Annotated in this window: 14 protein-coding genes; 8 read left to right on the top strand and 6 right to left on the bottom strand. The window is 44.1% G+C overall.

The window, feature by feature from the left end; translation table 11 throughout:
• Nucleotides 1–73 precede the first annotated feature (73 nt).
• Nucleotides 74–2,215, bottom strand: coding sequence for an alpha-amylase (locus M0C34_RS09115; RefSeq protein WP_248715314.1), 2,142 nt, complete (start codon nt 2,213–2,215; stop codon nt 74–76).
• 384 nt (nt 2,216–2,599) lie between these two features.
• Here M0C34_RS09115 and leuC point away from each other — a divergent pair, with 384 nt between their 5' ends.
• The 3 genes from leuC (at nt 2,600) to M0C34_RS09100 (ending at nt 6,274) form a co-directional block, all read left to right on the top strand.
• Nucleotides 2,600–4,003, top strand: coding sequence for a 3-isopropylmalate dehydratase large subunit (leuC, locus tag M0C34_RS09110; RefSeq protein WP_248715313.1), 1,404 nt, complete (start codon nt 2,600–2,602; stop codon nt 4,001–4,003).
• A gap of 49 nt (nt 4,004–4,052) precedes the next feature.
• On the top strand, nt 4,053–4,670 hold the full coding sequence (gene leuD, locus M0C34_RS09105) for a 3-isopropylmalate dehydratase small subunit (protein WP_248715312.1): 618 nt from the start codon (nt 4,053–4,055) through the stop codon (nt 4,668–4,670).
• Nucleotides 4,671–4,765: 95 nt separating this feature from the next.
• Nucleotides 4,766–6,274 carry an alpha-isopropylmalate synthase regulatory domain-containing protein gene (locus M0C34_RS09100; protein ID WP_248715311.1) on the top strand — a complete coding sequence of 503 codons (1,509 nt, stop codon included), beginning with the start codon at nt 4,766–4,768 and terminating at the stop codon, nt 6,272–6,274.
• Nucleotides 6,275–6,319: 45 nt separating this feature from the next.
• Here M0C34_RS09100 and M0C34_RS09095 read toward each other — a convergent pair whose 3' ends face one another.
• On the bottom strand, nt 6,320–7,423 hold the full coding sequence (locus M0C34_RS09095; RefSeq protein ID WP_248715310.1) for a M20 family metallopeptidase: 1,104 nt from the start codon (nt 7,421–7,423) through the stop codon (nt 6,320–6,322).
• 262 nt (nt 7,424–7,685) lie between these two features.
• On the opposite strand from M0C34_RS09095, the gene M0C34_RS09090 reads away from it, so the two are divergent.
• The 3 genes from M0C34_RS09090 (at nt 7,686) to M0C34_RS09080 (ending at nt 12,668) form a co-directional block, all read left to right on the top strand.
• The gene (locus M0C34_RS09090) at nt 7,686–8,678 is read left to right on the top strand and encodes an ATP-grasp domain-containing protein (RefSeq protein WP_248715309.1); all 993 of its coding nucleotides are present in this window, start codon (nt 7,686–7,688) and stop codon (nt 8,676–8,678) included.
• Nucleotides 8,656–9,855 carry an ATP-grasp domain-containing protein gene (locus M0C34_RS09085; RefSeq protein ID WP_248715308.1) on the top strand — a complete coding sequence of 400 codons (1,200 nt, stop codon included), beginning with the start codon at nt 8,656–8,658 and terminating at the stop codon, nt 9,853–9,855. Before M0C34_RS09090 ends, M0C34_RS09085 begins: the two co-directional genes overlap by 23 nt.
• A 146-nt stretch (nt 9,856–10,001) precedes the next feature.
• Nucleotides 10,002–12,668, top strand: coding sequence for a M14 family zinc carboxypeptidase (locus M0C34_RS09080; RefSeq protein ID WP_248715307.1), 2,667 nt, complete (start codon nt 10,002–10,004; stop codon nt 12,666–12,668).
• Between the two features lie 86 nt (nt 12,669–12,754).
• On the opposite strand, the gene M0C34_RS09075 is transcribed toward M0C34_RS09080, so the two are convergent.
• Nucleotides 12,755–13,951, bottom strand: a complete 1,197-nt coding sequence (locus M0C34_RS09075) for an MFS transporter (RefSeq protein ID WP_248715306.1) — start codon at nt 13,949–13,951, stop codon at nt 12,755–12,757.
• 200 nt (nt 13,952–14,151) lie between these two features.
• Between M0C34_RS09075 and M0C34_RS09070 the strand changes: the two genes are divergently transcribed.
• Nucleotides 14,152–15,042 carry a LysR family transcriptional regulator gene (locus M0C34_RS09070; RefSeq protein WP_248715305.1) on the top strand — a complete coding sequence of 297 codons (891 nt, stop codon included), beginning with the start codon at nt 14,152–14,154 and terminating at the stop codon, nt 15,040–15,042.
• Between the two features lie 97 nt (nt 15,043–15,139).
• Nucleotides 15,140–15,535 carry a carboxymuconolactone decarboxylase family protein gene (locus M0C34_RS09065; protein WP_248715304.1) on the top strand — a complete coding sequence of 132 codons (396 nt, stop codon included), beginning with the start codon at nt 15,140–15,142 and terminating at the stop codon, nt 15,533–15,535.
• A gap of 30 nt (nt 15,536–15,565) precedes the next feature.
• Here M0C34_RS09065 and M0C34_RS09060 read toward each other — a convergent pair whose 3' ends face one another.
• From M0C34_RS09060 to M0C34_RS09050, 3 genes are all read right to left on the bottom strand, one after another.
• Nucleotides 15,566–16,144, bottom strand: coding sequence for a DUF6151 family protein (locus tag M0C34_RS09060; protein WP_248715303.1), 579 nt, complete (start codon nt 16,142–16,144; stop codon nt 15,566–15,568).
• 26 nt (nt 16,145–16,170) lie between these two features.
• Nucleotides 16,171–17,316 (bottom strand): GNAT family N-acetyltransferase, encoded by a 1,146-nt coding sequence (locus M0C34_RS09055; protein ID WP_248715302.1) that lies wholly within the window; start codon nt 17,314–17,316, stop codon nt 16,171–16,173.
• 124 nt (nt 17,317–17,440) lie between these two features.
• Nucleotides 17,441–17,914: a P-loop nucleotide/nucleoside kinase family protein gene (locus tag M0C34_RS09050; protein ID WP_248715301.1), complete on the bottom strand. Its 474-nt coding sequence runs from the start codon at nt 17,912–17,914 to the stop codon at nt 17,441–17,443.
• Nucleotides 17,915–18,094: the final 180 nt, after the last annotated feature.

Genomic DNA, 18,094 nt, shown 5'->3' with positions numbered 1-18,094 from the left:
ACAACCAAACACAAAAAAAGCGACGCTTGTTTTACCAAGGCGTCGCTTTGCTATTACCGTTTACTATTTGCTGTTATTGTTTATTACCTGCGAATACGACGACCACTTTATCGTCGCCTTTAACGCGGCTAAAGGCGTAAGGTTGGTCACTAATCTTATTATGCTCACCTGCGCCAATCGCTACGTGACGGTCGCGGAACTGACCTACTTTTTGCCAGTGTTTAACCAAGGCTTGGCGATCCGCTTCTTTTTCTATTTGCGCCCAGTTCATAAAAGAACGGGTCGGCGAATCGAAAGCGTCGGTTTGAGGGCCACGAGGCCTTGCGCTTTCATCGCCATAATACAACTGCACACCACCCGGCATCATCAACAAGGCGGTACCCGCACCCGCTTGTAGCGGAATATCTTCGTAGTTCGAGTAGAACAACTTAGTATCGTGTGAGCTAATGTAAGTTAACAAATTGAAAGTAGGGTCACTATTAATGTCTTTCGCATAAGTAGCGTACATATTTTCGTTTTGCGCTAAGCATTGTGAGCCTTTCAGTGCTGCACTGTCACCCGCGTACTCAAAGTTGATTAAGCTATCCATGCCATTGTCAAAGTAGAAGTCTCGATAAGCTCCGTGGTGCCATACTTCGCCTACCATCCAAAATGGCTTGTCATCTAAGGCTTTTTCAGGATTATTCTTCTTCCATTCTGCCAAGGCTTCAGTAGCAGTGTCTTTTAGCTGCGCCCACACTTCGGCTTCTACGTGTTTTACTGTGTCAGCCCTAAAGCCATCAATACCGTAATCTCGAACCCAGTTGGTATGCCACTCAACCAAATAATCTAAAACTGTATAACCTTCACGCTCTACCGCTTTAGTATCTTTCTTGTTTTTCAAGATTGGCGGCAAACCAACATGCTTAGTACTTTCTGTTAATAGGTCTGGTAAGCCCGCTAAATTCATGGTGATATCGTCGCCGCCAGGAGGAGTGTATCCAGCCATACCACTGCGCACCCAATCAGGGCCCCACCAATTTTCTACCCACTCGCTCGAGCTCCAGCGAATGAAGTTGTTATAACGATGCCAGTTATGGCCTTTATCAAAATCGGGTTGCCAATCAGTCCATTTTTTGGGCACTGGGGCACCAGGCGCCATAGCGTTAATACCAAACGTTTGCATGTCATCCATGGTTGGATAACCCACATGGTTTACCACTACATCGACCAATACGCGTATTCCACGCTTGTGCGCTTCATCTACAAATCGGCCAAAATCTTCTTCACTACCCAAATTAGGATCAATCTTAGTAAAGTCTAATGCCCAATACCCATGGTAGCCATAAAACGGAAAGCTGCCCTTTTCACCACCACCAATAAAGCCATGAATCTGCTCTACTATAGGGGTTACCCATATAGCGTTCATGCCAAGATCTTTAATGTAATCTAGCTTGGCTGTAATACCGCTAAAGTCTCCACCTTGGAAAGTTCCGGTTTCTTGCTTGCCATCTGCTTTACGGTTTAACGGAAAATCATTACTGGTATCGCCGTTATTAAAGCGATCAGTCATGATGAAATAAACGCTAGCGTTATCCCAAGAAAACTCACTGGCTTTAGCGTCGGCGGCTTCAAGCAACAACACGCCACCGCTGGCTGGGTCTGGTTGCATACTGACTTGGCCGTTAAGTACTTTTTGAGTTTGGCCTGAATAGAAGTCTTTAACGGTTTGGCCATCTTTAAAGGTAGAGCTCACATCAACAGTTACTGGCTTTCCATCCCAAGCGATACACTCAACCGCTGGTGGTTTACGTTTAAACGTCGAAGCTTGCGCCTTACGGGATACTTGTAACGTAGGTTTGTCGGCGTCAGAGTTATCCAAAATTAACTCATAATCACCCGCAAACCGAATATTCAACTCAAAAAACTTGTCTTTAGCACAATCATCAAGGCCTTGCGCTTTTGAGAAGCGAAGCTTGCTTTCGTCTACAGGGCCATAGCGTAAACCACATTGTTGCCCTTCATCTGAGATTTGGATGTTGTAGATACGTTTCTCTAAAGGAACCGTGATTTTATAGCGACTCTTACCTGCAAACTTTAAACGTTGTTCAACATTTACGCCGCTTTCAGCATAATTCATGTACAAAGGGGTTTTGATCATCGCTGCCGACACACCCGCCGAACCACCCGCCATAACTAGCGCCGCACTCAATAAACCTAGTTTAAAACCTTTCATTCAACCTCCATGGAATTTGTACATCGCAAACCGCGAGTAAACCCCTCGTTCAACTAATTGAATTGATGAAAACAAAAGCTACTGAAGTTTTCACTAACAAAGCATGATTATTTGTTAATTTTATGACTGACAGCGCTTTCATTTGGCAAAACAACAAGTTCGCCATCATATCGACACTGATTCCCTCGTGCCCCTTGCTGGACCTAAGATGTTGTTTTATGATGTTGGGTCTTAATTGTGGTTATTTGAGTGCTTAGTGTTGGTTCAGAAACCGTAATGTGCAAACAAATAAAAGAAACAGTTTACGATAGTAGTCGCTTAAATCTTGACAAAGAAATAGAAACAGCGCGAGTAGAGAGCAACAGACAGGGTGTAAAGGAAGCAATGAAAAAAACAATGTACGAAAAGATCTGGGACGCGCATGTAGTCCACGAACCAAAAGGTAGCGCATCTATCCTTTTTGTTGATCGTCACCTCATGCACGAAGTAACTAGCCCGCAAGCATTTGAAGGCTTGCGCATTGCTAATCGCCCGGTTCGCAACCCCCATAGCATTCTGGCAACAATGGACCACTGTGTGCCAACCAAAGCTGCCGACCGCATCAACTTGCCAGATCCAATCGGCAAGAAACAAATTGAAGTTATGGCGCAAAACTGTGCCGATAACAGTATTAATCTTTACGACATGAGCAGTGTCAACAACGGCGTTATTCACATCGTCGTACCAGAGCACGGCTTCGTTCACCCAGGTATGGTAGTGTGTTGTGGTGATAGCCATACAGCTACCCATGGTGCTTTTGGTGCCCTAGCCTTCGGTATCGGTACTTCTGAAGTAGAGCACATTATGGCTACTCAGACTATCCAGCAGCAAAAGTCAAAAACCATGTTAGTTAAAGTAGATGGCGAACTGTCGTCATTTGCTACCGCCAAAGACATAGTGTTAGCCATTATTGGTAAAATTGGTACTGCTGGTGGTACTGGGTACGTTATTGAATTTGCCGGTAGCGCTATTGAAGCCCTTAGCATGGAAGGTCGTATGACCGTGTGTAACATGGCTATTGAAGGCGGCGCACGTGCTGGCCTTATCGCTCCAGATCAAAAAACCTATGATTTCTTAGCAGGTAAAGAATTTGCGCCAAAAGGCGAGCACTGGGAACAAGCAGTTGCTTACTGGGAATCACTAACCACCGATGAAGGCGCAGAGTACGACGCAGTAGTAGAATTAGCTGCCGCTGACATCGCTCCGCAAATCACTTGGGGCACTTCGCCTGAGCAAGTACTTCCAGTGGATCAAGCCATTCCAGATCCAGCTCAAATCGAAGACTCTATCAAGTCACTCGCCGCTAAAAGCGCCCTTAACTACATGGGCCTAGAAGCTGGCAAGAAAATGACAGATTTCTCAGTTGATGTGGTATTCGTAGGCTCTTGTACTAATGGTCGCATCGAAGACTTCCGTGCAGCCGCTGAAATGACCAAAGGCAAAAAGGTTGCCCAAGGCGTACAAGCTATTGCCGTACCAGGGTCTTACCCAGTAAAAGAACAAGCCGAGAAAGAAGGTTTAGATAAAATCTTCATTGATGCGGGTTGGGAATGGCGTGAGCCAGGTTGTTCAATGTGTTTAGCTATGAATGGTGATTACCTTCAGCCTGAGCAACGTTGTGCTTCTACTTCAAACCGAAACTTCGAAGGACGACAAGGCAAAGGGGGTCGTACCCACCTTGTTTCACCAGCCATGGCCGCAGCAGCTGCCGTAGAAGGTAAGTTCGTCGATTTACGTACTTGGAAATAATGTAAACACATTGAGTTAATCGATGTGAGTTAAATTTTTGGAGTTAGATATGCAACCATATGATAAACACGATTCTATTGCCGCGGTAATGAACCGCAGCAACGTTGATACCGACCAAATTATTGCAAAGCAATTCTTGAAAAAGGTTGAGCGCACCGGTTTTGGTATCCACTTATTCCACGATTGGCGTTACCTAGAAGACGGTTCTGACAATCCAGAATTTGAGTTAAACCGCCCTGAGTTTAAAGGCGCAAAAATCCTAATCGCTGGTGATAACTTTGGTTGTGGTAGCTCACGTGAGCACGCACCTTGGTCAATTGCCGACTATGGTTTTAATACCATCATTTCAACTAGTTACGCTGACATTTTCTTTAGCAACTGCTTTAAAAATGGCATATTGCCAATTAAAGTTGATGCCGAAACACTGCAAGCATTAATGGATGAAGTAGAAGCTGCACCGGGAATTTCAATTACTATCGATCTAGAGAATCAAGTGATTAAAACCCCTGCCGGTAAAGAGATTGCGTTTGATGTTGACCCCTTCCGTAAAGAGACCTTGTCAAAGGGTCTTGATGACATCGGTTGGACTTTAAAATTCGAAGATAAAATTACTGAATTTGAAGCAAAACACAAACAACAACTACCTTGGTTGTGGCCAAGCGCCTAGTTGTAATTTAGACGCAGCTTAGGCTGCGTCTATTTTTTAGCAATTTTCATTACTGCGAGACATGGTTTATGGAGCAGAACCGCTCAATACAACTCATGGACACTACCCTTCGCGACGGCGAGCAAACTCAAGGTGTGTCTTATTTCCCCCAAGAAAAAGTAGCCATCGGCAAAGCCCTTCTTCAGTTGTTAAAAGTCGATCGTATTGAAGTCGCTTCTGCACGTGTTTCCGACGGTGAAAAAGCCGCCGTGCAACAACTCACCGCTTGGGCTAAAGATGCGGGCCACTTAAATCAAATTGAAATTCTTGGTTTTGTTGATAACACTAAAAGTGTTGACTGGATCGTACAATCTGGCGCTAAAGTGATTAACTTACTCACTAAAGGCAGCTTAAACCATTGCACTAACCAGCTCAACAAAACCCTTGAGCAACACATTGTCGATATTAAACAAACGGTCACTTACGCGAAAAAACAAGGTTTAAACGTAAATGTCTACCTTGAAGATTGGTCAAACGGTTACGCCAATAGCCCCGATTATGTCTATCAGCTAGTAGCAGCGTTAAAAGACTTAGGCATACAGCACTTCATGCTACCCGATACCCTCGGTGTGATGGCACCAAAAGAAGTGTTCGATAGCTTAAGCGACATGATAGCTCGTTTTCCAGGTATTCAGTTTAACTTTCATCCACATAATGATTACGGCTTAGCGACAGCCAATAGTATGGCAGCCGCCCAAGCTGGCGTAGCCGCTTTGCACTGCACCATGAACTGTTTAGGCGAGCGTGCCGGTAACGCTTCCTTAGCCGAAGTCTCGGTAGTGCTAAAAGATAAACTTGGCTTTAAGTTAAATATTGATGAGAAAGAAATTCACAATATCGCCAAATTAGTAGAGAGCTTTTCTGGTAAACGCTTAGCGGCCAACACGCCGATTGTGGGCGCCGATGTATTTACCCAAACAGCGGGAATTCACGCCGACGGTGATCAAAAAGGTGGCCTATATATCACCGAGCTTAGCCCAGAACGCTTTGGCCGTGAGCGCAGTTATGCTTTAGGTAAATTGGCTGGTAAAGCGTCGGTATTAAAAAACCTTGAAGCCATGGAGATAGAGCTGTCTGCTGAAAATCAGCAAAAATTATTGAAAAAAATCGTTCAATTAGGCGACCAAAAGGCCACGATTACCCAAGAGGATCTCCCCTTTATTATTGCCGACATTATGGAAAGCAACGACTTTGCCCACATTGAAATGCTAAACTGTTCAATAACCAGTGGCTTAGATTTAGAATCTTCGGCTAACATTCGTCTGCGTATTGGTGATGAAGTTTACAAAAGCTCCGGTCATGGAAACGGGGGCTTCGATGCGTTTATGAAAGCCCTAGCTTATCCCTTATCAGACGCTGATCTCTCTTTGCCAGAATTGATTGACTACGAAGTGAGAATTCCACCCGGTGGGCAAGCCAATGCCTTAACCGAATGTGTCATTCAATGGCGTGATGAAGGCAAACAATTCCACACTCGCGGGATTAACTCCAACCAAGTATTTGCCGGCATTCAAGCTACCCTACGTATGCTTAATGTGCGCTTACATCAACGTCAGACAGTTTAGTCCCGTTAAAACGGCAAGCTAAGACTTGCCGTTTTTATAAAAACCTTAAGCTGATACTTCAGCATTAAAGGCTAAGAGTATTTGGGTAACTTCGCCGATGCGCCTTACAAAACTCTGTTTATTCGCTCGCTCATGTATCGTATGGTCACCGTCGCCAAAAGGACCAAAGCCATCTAAGGTTGCCACCCCCACCGAAGACACTATGTTGGCATCACTCACCCCTCCTCGTTTTTCAGTCTTTAGTGGATAATCCAAGATCTCAGCAATGCTTGACAGCAATGCAGCTTGTTTAGCGGATGCCTGCATAACGTCTCGTTGAATGCCTCCTTCAAGCTCAGCGCTCACCCCGCGCACTTTAGGTGTAGCTACAATCTCTTTGAGTGCGGTTAACAAGCGATCTCTTTCTTTTGTTTGGGTATAGCGAACTTCAACCACTATCGAGGCTTTAGGGGAAATCGTGTTGGCACCGATGCCACCTGAAAATTTTCCCGCATTTACGGTGCTGCCCTGCGTTAGATCAGTGAGCTCAGTCAACGCTATAATCATATGGGCAGCCGCTAAATTCGCGTTACATCCTTGGGCATAGTGATTACCGGCATGCGCGGCTTTACCTTCTAATGAAATGGTAAAAGTGCCCACGCCTTTGCGCTCTATCACGACTTCATGGTCTGGCCCAGCGGCTTCAAACACTAAACAGATATCATACTCTTTGGCTAATTCGGCACTTAAGTACTTGCTGTCATCACTGCCACTTTCTTCATCACTCACTAATAACATATCAATGTTTGCGATGGTCCCACGTGTTTGTTTCACCGCTTTTAAGGCTTCCAATGCGACAATATTGCCTCCTTTCATATCGCAAACACCAGGTCCATAAACCCACTCGGCATCTTCACGAAAGCCTTCAAAGGTCTTTGGTGGAAATACGGTGTCTAAATGACCAAGCAGCAATACCCTTGGTAATTTGGGATTATATGCACTACGAAAATGTAAGTGATTACCAATATTTTCCCGGACAAATACTTCGGTGCAGTAGCCTAACTGCTCCATCCAAGAACGGAACATTGCACCATTTTGGTCCACACCCTGTTTATTTTTGGTATATGAGTTTAAATCAATGATGCTTTTTAGCTGGGTAAAGTTAACCATAGCGCAGTAACCCTTATCTCTATTCAATGCTTTCAAACTTAGTCAATACCCCTTATGAGGTAGCACAGCAGCGAGTTCCACTCCCTACAAACACATTATGCTGCAAGTGATTATTGCCACCGAACAACACAGTGGCGGTGCAAAAAGTGAACCAGTGAAATACTAACGACATCTGATGGCACTAATATTGCTGTTTTAGATACAAGGTTTAAAAGGGGTTAAGCCTTGTAACTACGAAATATTTTGGTCTTAAGGGGTGTGTATGAATAGAACGCTAATAGCTAATAGTGGCCCTACTATAGGGATGTGGATGTACCAAAATAGTGGCGGCGAAGATATTCAAAACCAAATAATTAGCAAGCTAGCCAAACGAGGCATTAGTGTCATTACCGGCTTAGATTTAGCCCACGCATCAGCAAAAAATGGAGAGATCATTTGTAACGGCATAGCCATGGAACAGCTCGATTTATTTTTTTCTTATAATGCTGGTGAACAAACACCTTATCAATTGTACTTATACCAAGCGATAAACAAGCTAGTGCCAACGATTAATAACTATGAAGCCTTCTCACTTTGTGAGGACAAGTTTCTAACCGCTTATGCACTTAACCAGGCGGGGATCCGCAGCCCCGATTATCGACTGTTTAACCGAGATGATATTTCAGGTTTACGTGAAACAGTAAGAGAATGGGACGGCCGAGTTGTCTACAAACCTACTGACGGTTGGGGTGGCACTGGCATTGTAAAAATAGAAGATGAGCGCTCTTTAGACGTATTAGTCCCCTTCTTAAATCGTTTAGATGTTCCGCATTTCTATCTAGAGAAGTACATTAATTATGATAAATCTGACTATCGAGTAGACATTGTCGATGGTCAGTATATCGGTTGCTATGGCAGAAAAGCCCCTACCGACAGCTGGAAAACAAACATCACCAGCGGCGGCAGTGTGATTACACGCCACCCATCAGATGATGTGATAGAACTGGCAATACAAGCGGCCAAAGTAACCGGCTTGGAAGTGGCCGGCGTAGATCTACTCTATGATCTTGATGCCGAAGAGTACGTGGTGCTAGAGGTTAACGGCATCCCCGCCTTCGCCACACCAGAACAAGAAAAGTTAGGTATTGATTTTAACCCGAAAAAAATCAACGCCATTGTTGAATTAATAGAGCGTACCGTGTTCACCAAAGCACAGCCTCTCCCCTTATTAGACCGAATAGAAGACAGCATATATGAGCAACAGCAAACTGCCTAAGTTAGGTTTACTTTACCTTGATCACGTCTTGCGATTTTTTGATAAGTCGAACTTCAAAGGATGGCCAAATAAAATTGAAACAGTGGTATATCACTGGGGCAATGACAAACAACGATTCATCGAAGAAGTAAAACAAAAGAATATTGAGGTATTAGTGGGTAATATCCCCGCTACAGCCTATGAAACCTTTCGAGAAATTGCTCGGGCTCTACCCGAGGTAAGATTTATCCCCTCTCTTGATACCCAATTTAGCAACAAGTCTAAAGAAAATGTGACTCACTTTTGCGAAAAGTACCAGATCCCAATCCCCCCTACTAACATTTTTTATGAACCCAAAGACGCGGATGCTTTCTTACAAGCAACCACCTATCCAAAAATCATTAAAAAATCTTACGGACCGTCTAATTATGGCGGCTATTTTGTACATAAAGTTGATAGCTACCAACAAGCAACCCAGTTGTTAGAACAGAAAAAGTATTACCCAGTCTACTTGCAAGACTTTGTGCCAATGAGCGCGGATATTAGAGTGATGTTAATTGGCCATAAACCAGTTTGTGCCTTTTGGCGTAGACCACCGGAAGGCGATTGGTTAACCAATACTAGCCAAGGTGGCAGCATGGACTACCAAGATGTTCCCAAAGCGGTATTAGATTTAGCCGTTAAGGTATCAAAGGCGGCTAACGCTGAATATTGGGCTTGTGATGTGGCAGTGGGTATAGATGGAAAATTGCGTATACTCGAATGCGCCACGGCTTTCGCGGCCTTCCCTTATATTAGAGATTGGATAGGCCAATATCTGATGTGGCATTTATCTGAGGGACAATTCAAGCTACCGAACATCCCCTTATATAACTGGGAAGAACTGGGCAAAATGAGCTCATCTATTCTACGAACCATGCGATATATTACCTTTGGAAAAGAAGTATTTCCAAGCTGTGATAGCGGTGAAACCTTTAACCAGCTTAGCGAAGACAATTACCCAATCGTTTCATTAGATACCGCGCCTGTTGATGAAGAATGGCCCAGTGAAACATGGAATAGGCAAGACAACTATCGGCTAATAAAGCCCCATAACCAGTCCACGGTAATGACCCAAATGGCTGAGAAACCAGACCAAGGAGACATACCCTCTCTAGAAGAAGCTGATGAATCAAGTCCTTTACATCCATCTAGCTAAAAAGTTAACTATCTGCTTCCCTTATTCTATAAAATAGGGGATGCAAAATAGTAAACCTAGCAACAGACAACTACGCTGCGCTAGGCCATGCGACATATTCAAGGAAAGAATACAGGCTTTGCGAAAATCCTGGCAATAGGCCAACTATGAAAAAACAATATACTTCTTACAAAGAAACCATGGCATTTCTCGATCAAGCTATGGCTGAATATCCCGACTTAATCCGGGTGCAAAGTATCGGAGAAACCTGGGAAGGTAGACCAATATTACTTGCAACGATATCTTTAGGCTTAGCCAATGCGGACAGCAAACCCGCGCTTTTGTATACTGGAACTATTCATGCGCGCGAATGGATAGGTATTGAGCTGGCCAACAGCTTTATCAAATACATCCTTGATAATCATCAGTTTAACCCTAAGTTACAACAAGCCCTAAGTCGCAATACTTTATATATAGTGCCCTGTCTTAACCCCGACGGTTTTGAGTTTTCGCGTACTCACTTCTCTTTTTGGCGAAAAAACCGTCGGAATAATGGAGATGGTACCTTTGGCGTAGACCTGAACAGAAATTTTGGCACACGCTTTAAACGCCGTAACGATACCAACGCCACCACCTACGGTGGTCCAGAGGCTTTTTCTGAACCAGAAACACGGGCCATTAGAGACTTTGTCGATGCCCATAGCAATATTACAGTGGCCTTAGATTACCACTCTCAAGGTAACGTATTTTTCCCAGCGCATAAGTTTAATCATGAAGCTGAAGTTGACACCACTGATCTGAATACCCTTTGCGCCAACATGGCCCACGAAATTAACAAGGTCTCGGGCACTAAATACGGTATTCATCGAGGTAAACCCCCCACCAATTTAATCAACGGCAGTGGTCGCGAGTATTATTATGATAAAGGCATCATCGCCACTGTTGTAGAAGTGGGCACCCGTAACATCCCCGACTACATGGAAAACATGGCGCAAAGTGTTAATGAGAATATCCCTGCACTGGTGCATGCTCTCGATTGTGCGATTAGCTATTCACCGCTAGCACCCGCTCGCGTAACCAACTTTACCATTAAAGACATTGCAGACAACCAAGCCACGTTGGAGTGGGAATATCCAAACGATGAGGACGTTTTCTTTGAAGTTTATCGTAATCAACAACATAAAAGCCCTTGCACCGACGACAACTTGGTGGGCTTAACCAAGTCTACCAGCTTCACCGATGTACAATTACAAAGTGGCAGTTACTATTACTACAAAATAAGAGCCGTTGATGCCAGGCAAAAAATCAGCGGACCTTATGCACCAGAAGTCAAACTAAAAACCAATCTTGCTCATCACCAATTTAGTAGAACCTTATTTCCACTGCGCAGCGATGTTGGCTATGTAGGAGAATATACCCTCGACAAAAACCGCGATCACTTTGGTAATAACTCTTTATTCATTGGCGTGAATAAATCGCGAGGCATTTGCTATGGGGTTATCGAGTTTAAATTAGACCGGATACCCGACGACGCACAAATCGAAGCCGCATCATTTTCGCTCTACCCACTTAATCGAGTAGGCGCAAAAATTGAGAACTATGGAGAATGGGGGATATCCATACTTGACCCTACAAGTGTCTCTGACATTCGCGATTTCGATGCGATCCAAAATGCGAAGGTATTACATACAGGCCAAGCAATTGAATCAGATAAACTCACCCAAGGCGTTTGGAGTAATTGGTCGTTTAACGGCGCAGAGCGTAAACTGTTCGAGCAGCAGATAGAGCAAGGCAGTGTGCTTATCCGTATTGATGGCCCCAACACCCTTCCGCGGGGTCATGAGTCGCAAATGATGCAATTTGACATCGGTTTTGGCCGCTTCGGATCAGGAATCCATTACCGACCAAGCATAGAATTGACCTATACACGACGCCCCCAAGTGGCTGAACTTTACCCCACAATGGTCAACAGTATTTACCAAGCTGGCACCGAAAGCGGAAAGTTGTCTGCGGGTTACGATCCGCAAGGTGAAAAAGTATATGGGCAATTGGCCTTTGCGATGCAAGCAATGCCAGATCCACAGCGCACCATAATTACTGATGCCTATTTACTGCTACAAAATACCAACTCTTTGGCGGCCAAAAAGGATATTCGTTTCACCGTAGAACTGGCTGAGTTCGATAACTTGAGTTATGAAGCGGTGAAACAACGCCAACGCATCCAGTACATTGGTTATGAAGTCAGCAATTCAGAGCTACGGGATAAAAAGCCGCAAGTGTTTAACTTCGACAGCTTTAGCCGAAGTGAACTAGAACGACTGTACAGTGAACATAGCCCTATTTGTTTTTTGATCCGCTCAACATCAGCGAGCAAAAAAGGCCAAGATGACTTAATTCACTGGTTAAATAAGCCCAGTAAACAACAGCAACCCAAGCTGGTCATTGAATATATAGAAAGACCTAAAACACCCTTAGACGCGCCCACTAGCTTCACTGTTAGCCTAGAGAAAAACTTGGCAAAACTGACCTGGAAGAACCCAGATGACGCGGATTTTGTCGGTGCTTTTGTTGTTCGAAATCGATTTCATCCCCCTAGATCGCCTCAAGATGGCGTTAAAATTTACGGTGGTAAAGACGAATATACCTTTGATGATTTTGGTAACCCGAATATTCCTAAGTACTATTCAGTATTCTCTTATGATGGCGTGCCATTATATTCAGCCCCAGCTTGCATTTTCTTTAGTGCCAACCAAGCAGTGCCAGTAGTGGAACTGGATCCCGAAGATTGGGAACCACAACAAGATGAGTATTTTCAAAGCTTAGATAATCCATAACTCAATCCCCCTTTAAGCCAAGAACCTTAAAGGGGGATTGAGTTCGCGTTATCTAGCAGTCAATCGACTGAAACCTTTATCAAAAATTAAGCCTGAGGGCAAAGCTTAGAGGCGTTTAGCTGCTTAGCCCGTTTATCCAATGCCCCGCTGACCAGAGTCAATAACAAAGCCACTAACACTATTAGTGAACCCGCCCATGGCGTGTGCATGACGCCAGCGTTGGCAACAATCATCCCTCCCCCCCAAGCACCTAAAGCAATCCCTACATTAAAGGCCGCGATATTCAATCCCGAAGCTACATCAACGGCGTTCGGTGTATATTGCTCTGCCAGTTTTACCACATAGACTTGTAGGCCAGGAACATTGCCAAAAGCAAAGGCACCCCATATTAAAATAGTAGCGACTGCGGCTACTGGGTTATAAGCAGTAAAATTAAACACCATCAACACCATAGCCAAACCCAAGAAAATCCAACTAAGCGCTTTAACCGGGCCAAGTTTATCAGCCATTTTGCCCCCCCAAATATTGCCCACCGCAACCGATACACCGTAAACCAACATAATTAAGCTAATCGCGCTGGCATCAAACCCGCTGACATCCTGCAAAATTGACGCTAAAAAGGTAAACGCCGTAAACGACCCGCCATAACCTATGGCTGTAATTGCATATACCAATAACAATCGCGGTTGCGTTATTACACTGAGCAGATCCTTGAGTTTGGTTTCAGGCGCTTGCTTTAGGTTATTGGGTACCAAAAAAGCACTGCCTATCAAAGCAATAAGGCCGAGTATAGCCACCACCAAAAACGTAGTTTCCCAGCCAAAATTTTGACCGATATAAGTACCTAGTGGTACCCCAGTGACTAAGGCAACCGTTAATCCGGTAAACATAATTGCGATCGCACTCGCCGCCTTTTCTTTCGCTACTAATCCCGTTGCTATCGTTGAACCAATTGAGAAAAACACACCATGAGCTAAACCGGTAAGAATTCGCGCCCCCACCAAGGTTTCATAACTTGGCGCCTGCCATGCTAACAGGTTACCGGCGACAAACAGGCCCATCACCGCCAGTAGTACATGTTTTCGATTCCACTGACCTGTCAGTGCAGTTAACACCGGCGCACCAATCGCCACGCCCAAGGCGTATAAACTCACCAATAATCCGGCGGAAGGTACCGATACGCCAAGGTCTTGAGCCATGGTCGGTATAAGCCCCACAATAACAAACTCAGTGGTCCCTATGGCGAAAGCACTTAAGGTCAGTGCAAATAAAGCTAATGGCATAATAGTAATCTCTACTCATCTCTAGGTTAATGTTGCTATCAGCAACCATTGAAGGTAAACATTATTTGCCAAAAAACCATTGTAAAAAATAGCGGTTAATACAAAATACTTTTGTATAATTTATAGGTAATCGTAAAAGCTTGGCCAAAAAGGTCACTGGCTCCCCTTAAAATTGACCATACATATAAATAGGAAGTGAGATGTTCTCTCTCAAGAACCGTTCAGATGAATTGGAAATATTACTCGCAGTGGTAGACCACGGTGGGTTTTCTGCTGCTGCTGAAGCGTTGGACATTCAAGTCGCTAAAGTTTCACGGGCAGTGAAAAGAGTAGAGGTAAAGTTAGGCACCAGCATTTTAAATCGAACCACCCGCCGGATTGAGCAAACCGACGAAGGTCGTCACTTTATAGCAGCGGTTCGCCAAGGACTCGCGCACATACAGCAAGCGGAAGAAGACATCATTGCGCGCGGAGAATTACCCAAAGGTAGCTTACGAGTCGATGCCGCCAGCCCCTTTATACTGCACCAACTAATACCGCTAATCAGCGAATTTAAACAAACCTTTCCAAACATCGACCTCGTGCTAAGCTCGAATGAAGGTTATGTAGATTTATTAGAAAAGAAAACTGACCTTGCTATTCGTATCGGTAAATTAAGCGATTCGACCTTACATGCCCGCCCATTAGGTACTAGCCCCTTATACATAGTGGCGTCAGCAGACTACTTAAGCAAACGAGGCCTTCCTCTTCGCGTTGAGCAGCTTAGTCAGCATGATTTAATTGGTTTTAGCGGTGCGAAGGTACTTAATCAATGGCCGCTAAAAGGCTTTAGTGCGTTTACGCCTAGCATCAGTGCCAGTAACGGTGAAGCGGTTCGCCAGCTAGCCCTAAGCAATAATGGCGTTGCGTGTTTATCTGGCTTTATGGTGAAGCAAGATATTGCTCAAGGTCGACTCATTTCATTATTAGAAAACCAACAACTCACCCATACCAGCCGCGAACAAATAAATGCGGTTTATTACAAGTCTTCTGCTGTAGCCCGTAGAATCAGCGCCTTTATAGAATTTATCCAGCCAAGGTTAAGCCTATAATTTGTAAGCGAAGCAAGCCGACCAAAATCTGGCTTGACTGGGAGTAAGCTCCAAGGTTTACACTATTTATTTAGTCAATAAATAGTAGGACGTTATTATGCAACAAACTAGATACCAACAAGGCCTAGATAAACTCAGTGAAATTGACGGAGATGCAGGCCATAAGGTGATAGAAAGCCTCGCTAAAATATCTCCAGACTTGGCCAAATATACCATCGAATTTCCGTTTGGCGATATCTATAGCCGCCCAGAGCTTGACTTAAGATCCCGAGAAATAGCAACGGTAGCGGCCCTTACAGCGATGGCCAATAGCGCCCCGCAACTAGCAGTACACATACATGGCGCGCTTAATGTAGGCTGTAAGCCTACAGAAATAACCGAAGTGATACTTCAAATGGCGGTATACGCAGGTTTTCCTGCTGCGATTAACGGCATGTTAGTCGCCAAACACGTTTTTGAAGAAAGAAACATCGACCTAGCTGACAACCGCTAACAGCGTCAGCCAGGATAGGAAGTGATCTAACTATTGTTTTTCAAGCACTATCGGCTTAACAATGGCTTTACCCGAAGCTTGATAAAATGGGCTTGGTTTACCTTGCCCTGTTAGTTTCCACAAAAATAACTTGGTAAGCACTTTAGCTTTTAGCATGAACGATGAGGTGGTCACTTGTTGCTCGCTCGGGATCGGGGTGAGAGCTTGTTCAGGGTACAACATGCCAATTACCGGTCCCAAAACCTCCTCTGCATTCGGCTCAGAAACAATAAAGTTATGATAAATGGCTACAAAAGGCACCTTTAAGCCAACCGTATTGGCAATAGGAGTATTACAACAAGCACTATACCAACGATAAATGCCCTTACTGGTTAACCTTGCGCACCTCAGTTGTTCAATACCGTGCTCGATGTGTATAGAGCTCGGAGCGAGTTGATAAACCTCTGTACCGCCATAAGCATCTAAAGTCGTTGTTTCACTGGATAGGTAGTGAGCAAACTTTTGACAATCTTTGCAATAACATACTATTCGGTTGCAACAGCTACGTTTAACCTTGCTCACCGAACCGGCCACTTTTCCACATTGACACTGTAAAGATAAATCCGTCATTAGTACCCCATTTTTATGAATGTTAGTTAACTGCTCACAGACTTGAATGGCAGTAGCTGTAAACATTGCTGTTTATATTGGAAAATTTGTTGCTTTTCTTGCTGACAAAAGTTGTTAATAGCTGCAGCAAAATCAGGCTGCTTAATATAGTGAGCTGAATAAGTGGTGGTCGGCTCAAACCCCCTATACAACTTATGCTCCCCTTGCGTACCAGGATTAAAGCGTTTAATTTGGCGTGATATGGCAAACTCTATCCCTTGGTAAAAACACAATTCAAAATGCAACATATCGATGTCTTGTATACAGCCCCAATAGCGCCCATATAGGTTGTCTTTGTCAAAGAAAAACAACGCTGACGCAATGGTTTTTTGGTTTTTCTCAGCGGTGACTAACAACATGGAGTCGCCCATCCGTTTACTTAACTGATCAAAAAACTCAAAACTTAGATAGCCTTGCTGCCCGCGCTTCAAATAGGTTGATTGGTAACACAGATAAAAGGCCTCTAAAGAGGTCTGGCATATATCCGCACCTATTTTCCAGTGTATTTGGTCAACACTAGCCTGAGCTATACGTCGCTCTTTATTGGTGTTTTTTCGTTTGCGAGAGGTAAAGGTTGCAACAAACTGGTCAAAATGTTGATACCCCTTGTTGTACCATTCAAACTGCACACCATGGCGAATCATACAACCTGACTCTGCCAACTCATTCGCCAGTTGTTGGTGAATGAAATTACAATGCCAAGAGCTGAGTTGCTGTTGCTCACAGATAGCAAACACACTGTCAGCCCAAGCTTTTATGGCTTTACTGTTTAAAGTTGGACCAAAGTGCTTAGCATTGGTGATAGGGGTGAACGGCTGCATCGTCACCAACTTGGGATAATACTCTAGTCCATGCCGCTGATAGGCATCTGCCCAGGCCCAATCAAACACATACTCTCCATAACTGTGGTGCTTCAAATAGCTGGGAATAACAATCTGATGATCGGGTAACTCAATATGATTGGCAACCCATCCGCTATTTTCACCTACACACCTCTGCTCTTCTAAAGCGATAAGAAAAATAGGGTTACTAAACGGAGAGCTAGGCTCAACTGACTGAAGCGCGACGCCACTTAGATTAGCGTGCACCTTAAAATCACTTGCTTGGGCGGTGTCGTTAGGTTGTTTAAGCATCAAAGTCGTTTTCTAATCAGCAGCAATACAACTAAATTACAACATCTGTAACATTAAAGCTAAATGTCTGTATCGCTGCTTTGTAAAACGACATGAATGTCGCTTATGTCCCGAAGCTTACGGCTTATAGTTCAAGCCAAGTTATTTTCTCATTGGCAGAGGGTTTTTCAAATTTATCCCAAAACATGGCCATCATTTCAGGGGTCATTTCGTAGGCTTGGTCGCCCCTTTTTAAGTTGCGGGAGTAGGCTCTTTCACAACACGCCTGATAACTTACATCAAGATAAATCATCTCATACTCCACATTAATTGACTTAGCCCAGCAAGACATCGCCCGCCTTTCAGCCTCGCCCCACAACCCAAAGTCAAAAATTACCGAGGTCCCTAAACCGAGTAGTTCTTCGGCCGACGCTTTGAACAACGCAGTGAGAGTGTCAAAACGCGCGTCAAACACTTCGCGTTCCATATGTTCACCATAAAGGGGGATCATCCACTCATCGATGGTAAAGCGAAAAGCCGGTTGTTGTTTCGCTAGTTTTTTAGCGTAAGTGGTTTTGCCTGATCCAATAAATCCACAGATAAAATAGATTTTTGCCATTATGTCCTTAAAACGTGAGTTGTTTGATAAGCGCTAAATATAAGGGTTAGTCAACGCTAAGAATTAACCCTCCTTCATGATACGCTCTTTTTACTCTCTATGACTTGTGGTCTTAGCAAGATGAGCGATAAACTTTATAAGCTTAGGTTTTCTCGCTTATTTGGTTATATATCGCTAACA

The organism is Agarivorans sp. TSD2052 (assembly GCF_023238625.1).
Lineage (GTDB): Bacteria > Pseudomonadota > Gammaproteobacteria > Enterobacterales > Celerinatantimonadaceae > Agarivorans.
This window is presented reverse-complemented; position numbering and strand designations above follow the sequence as displayed.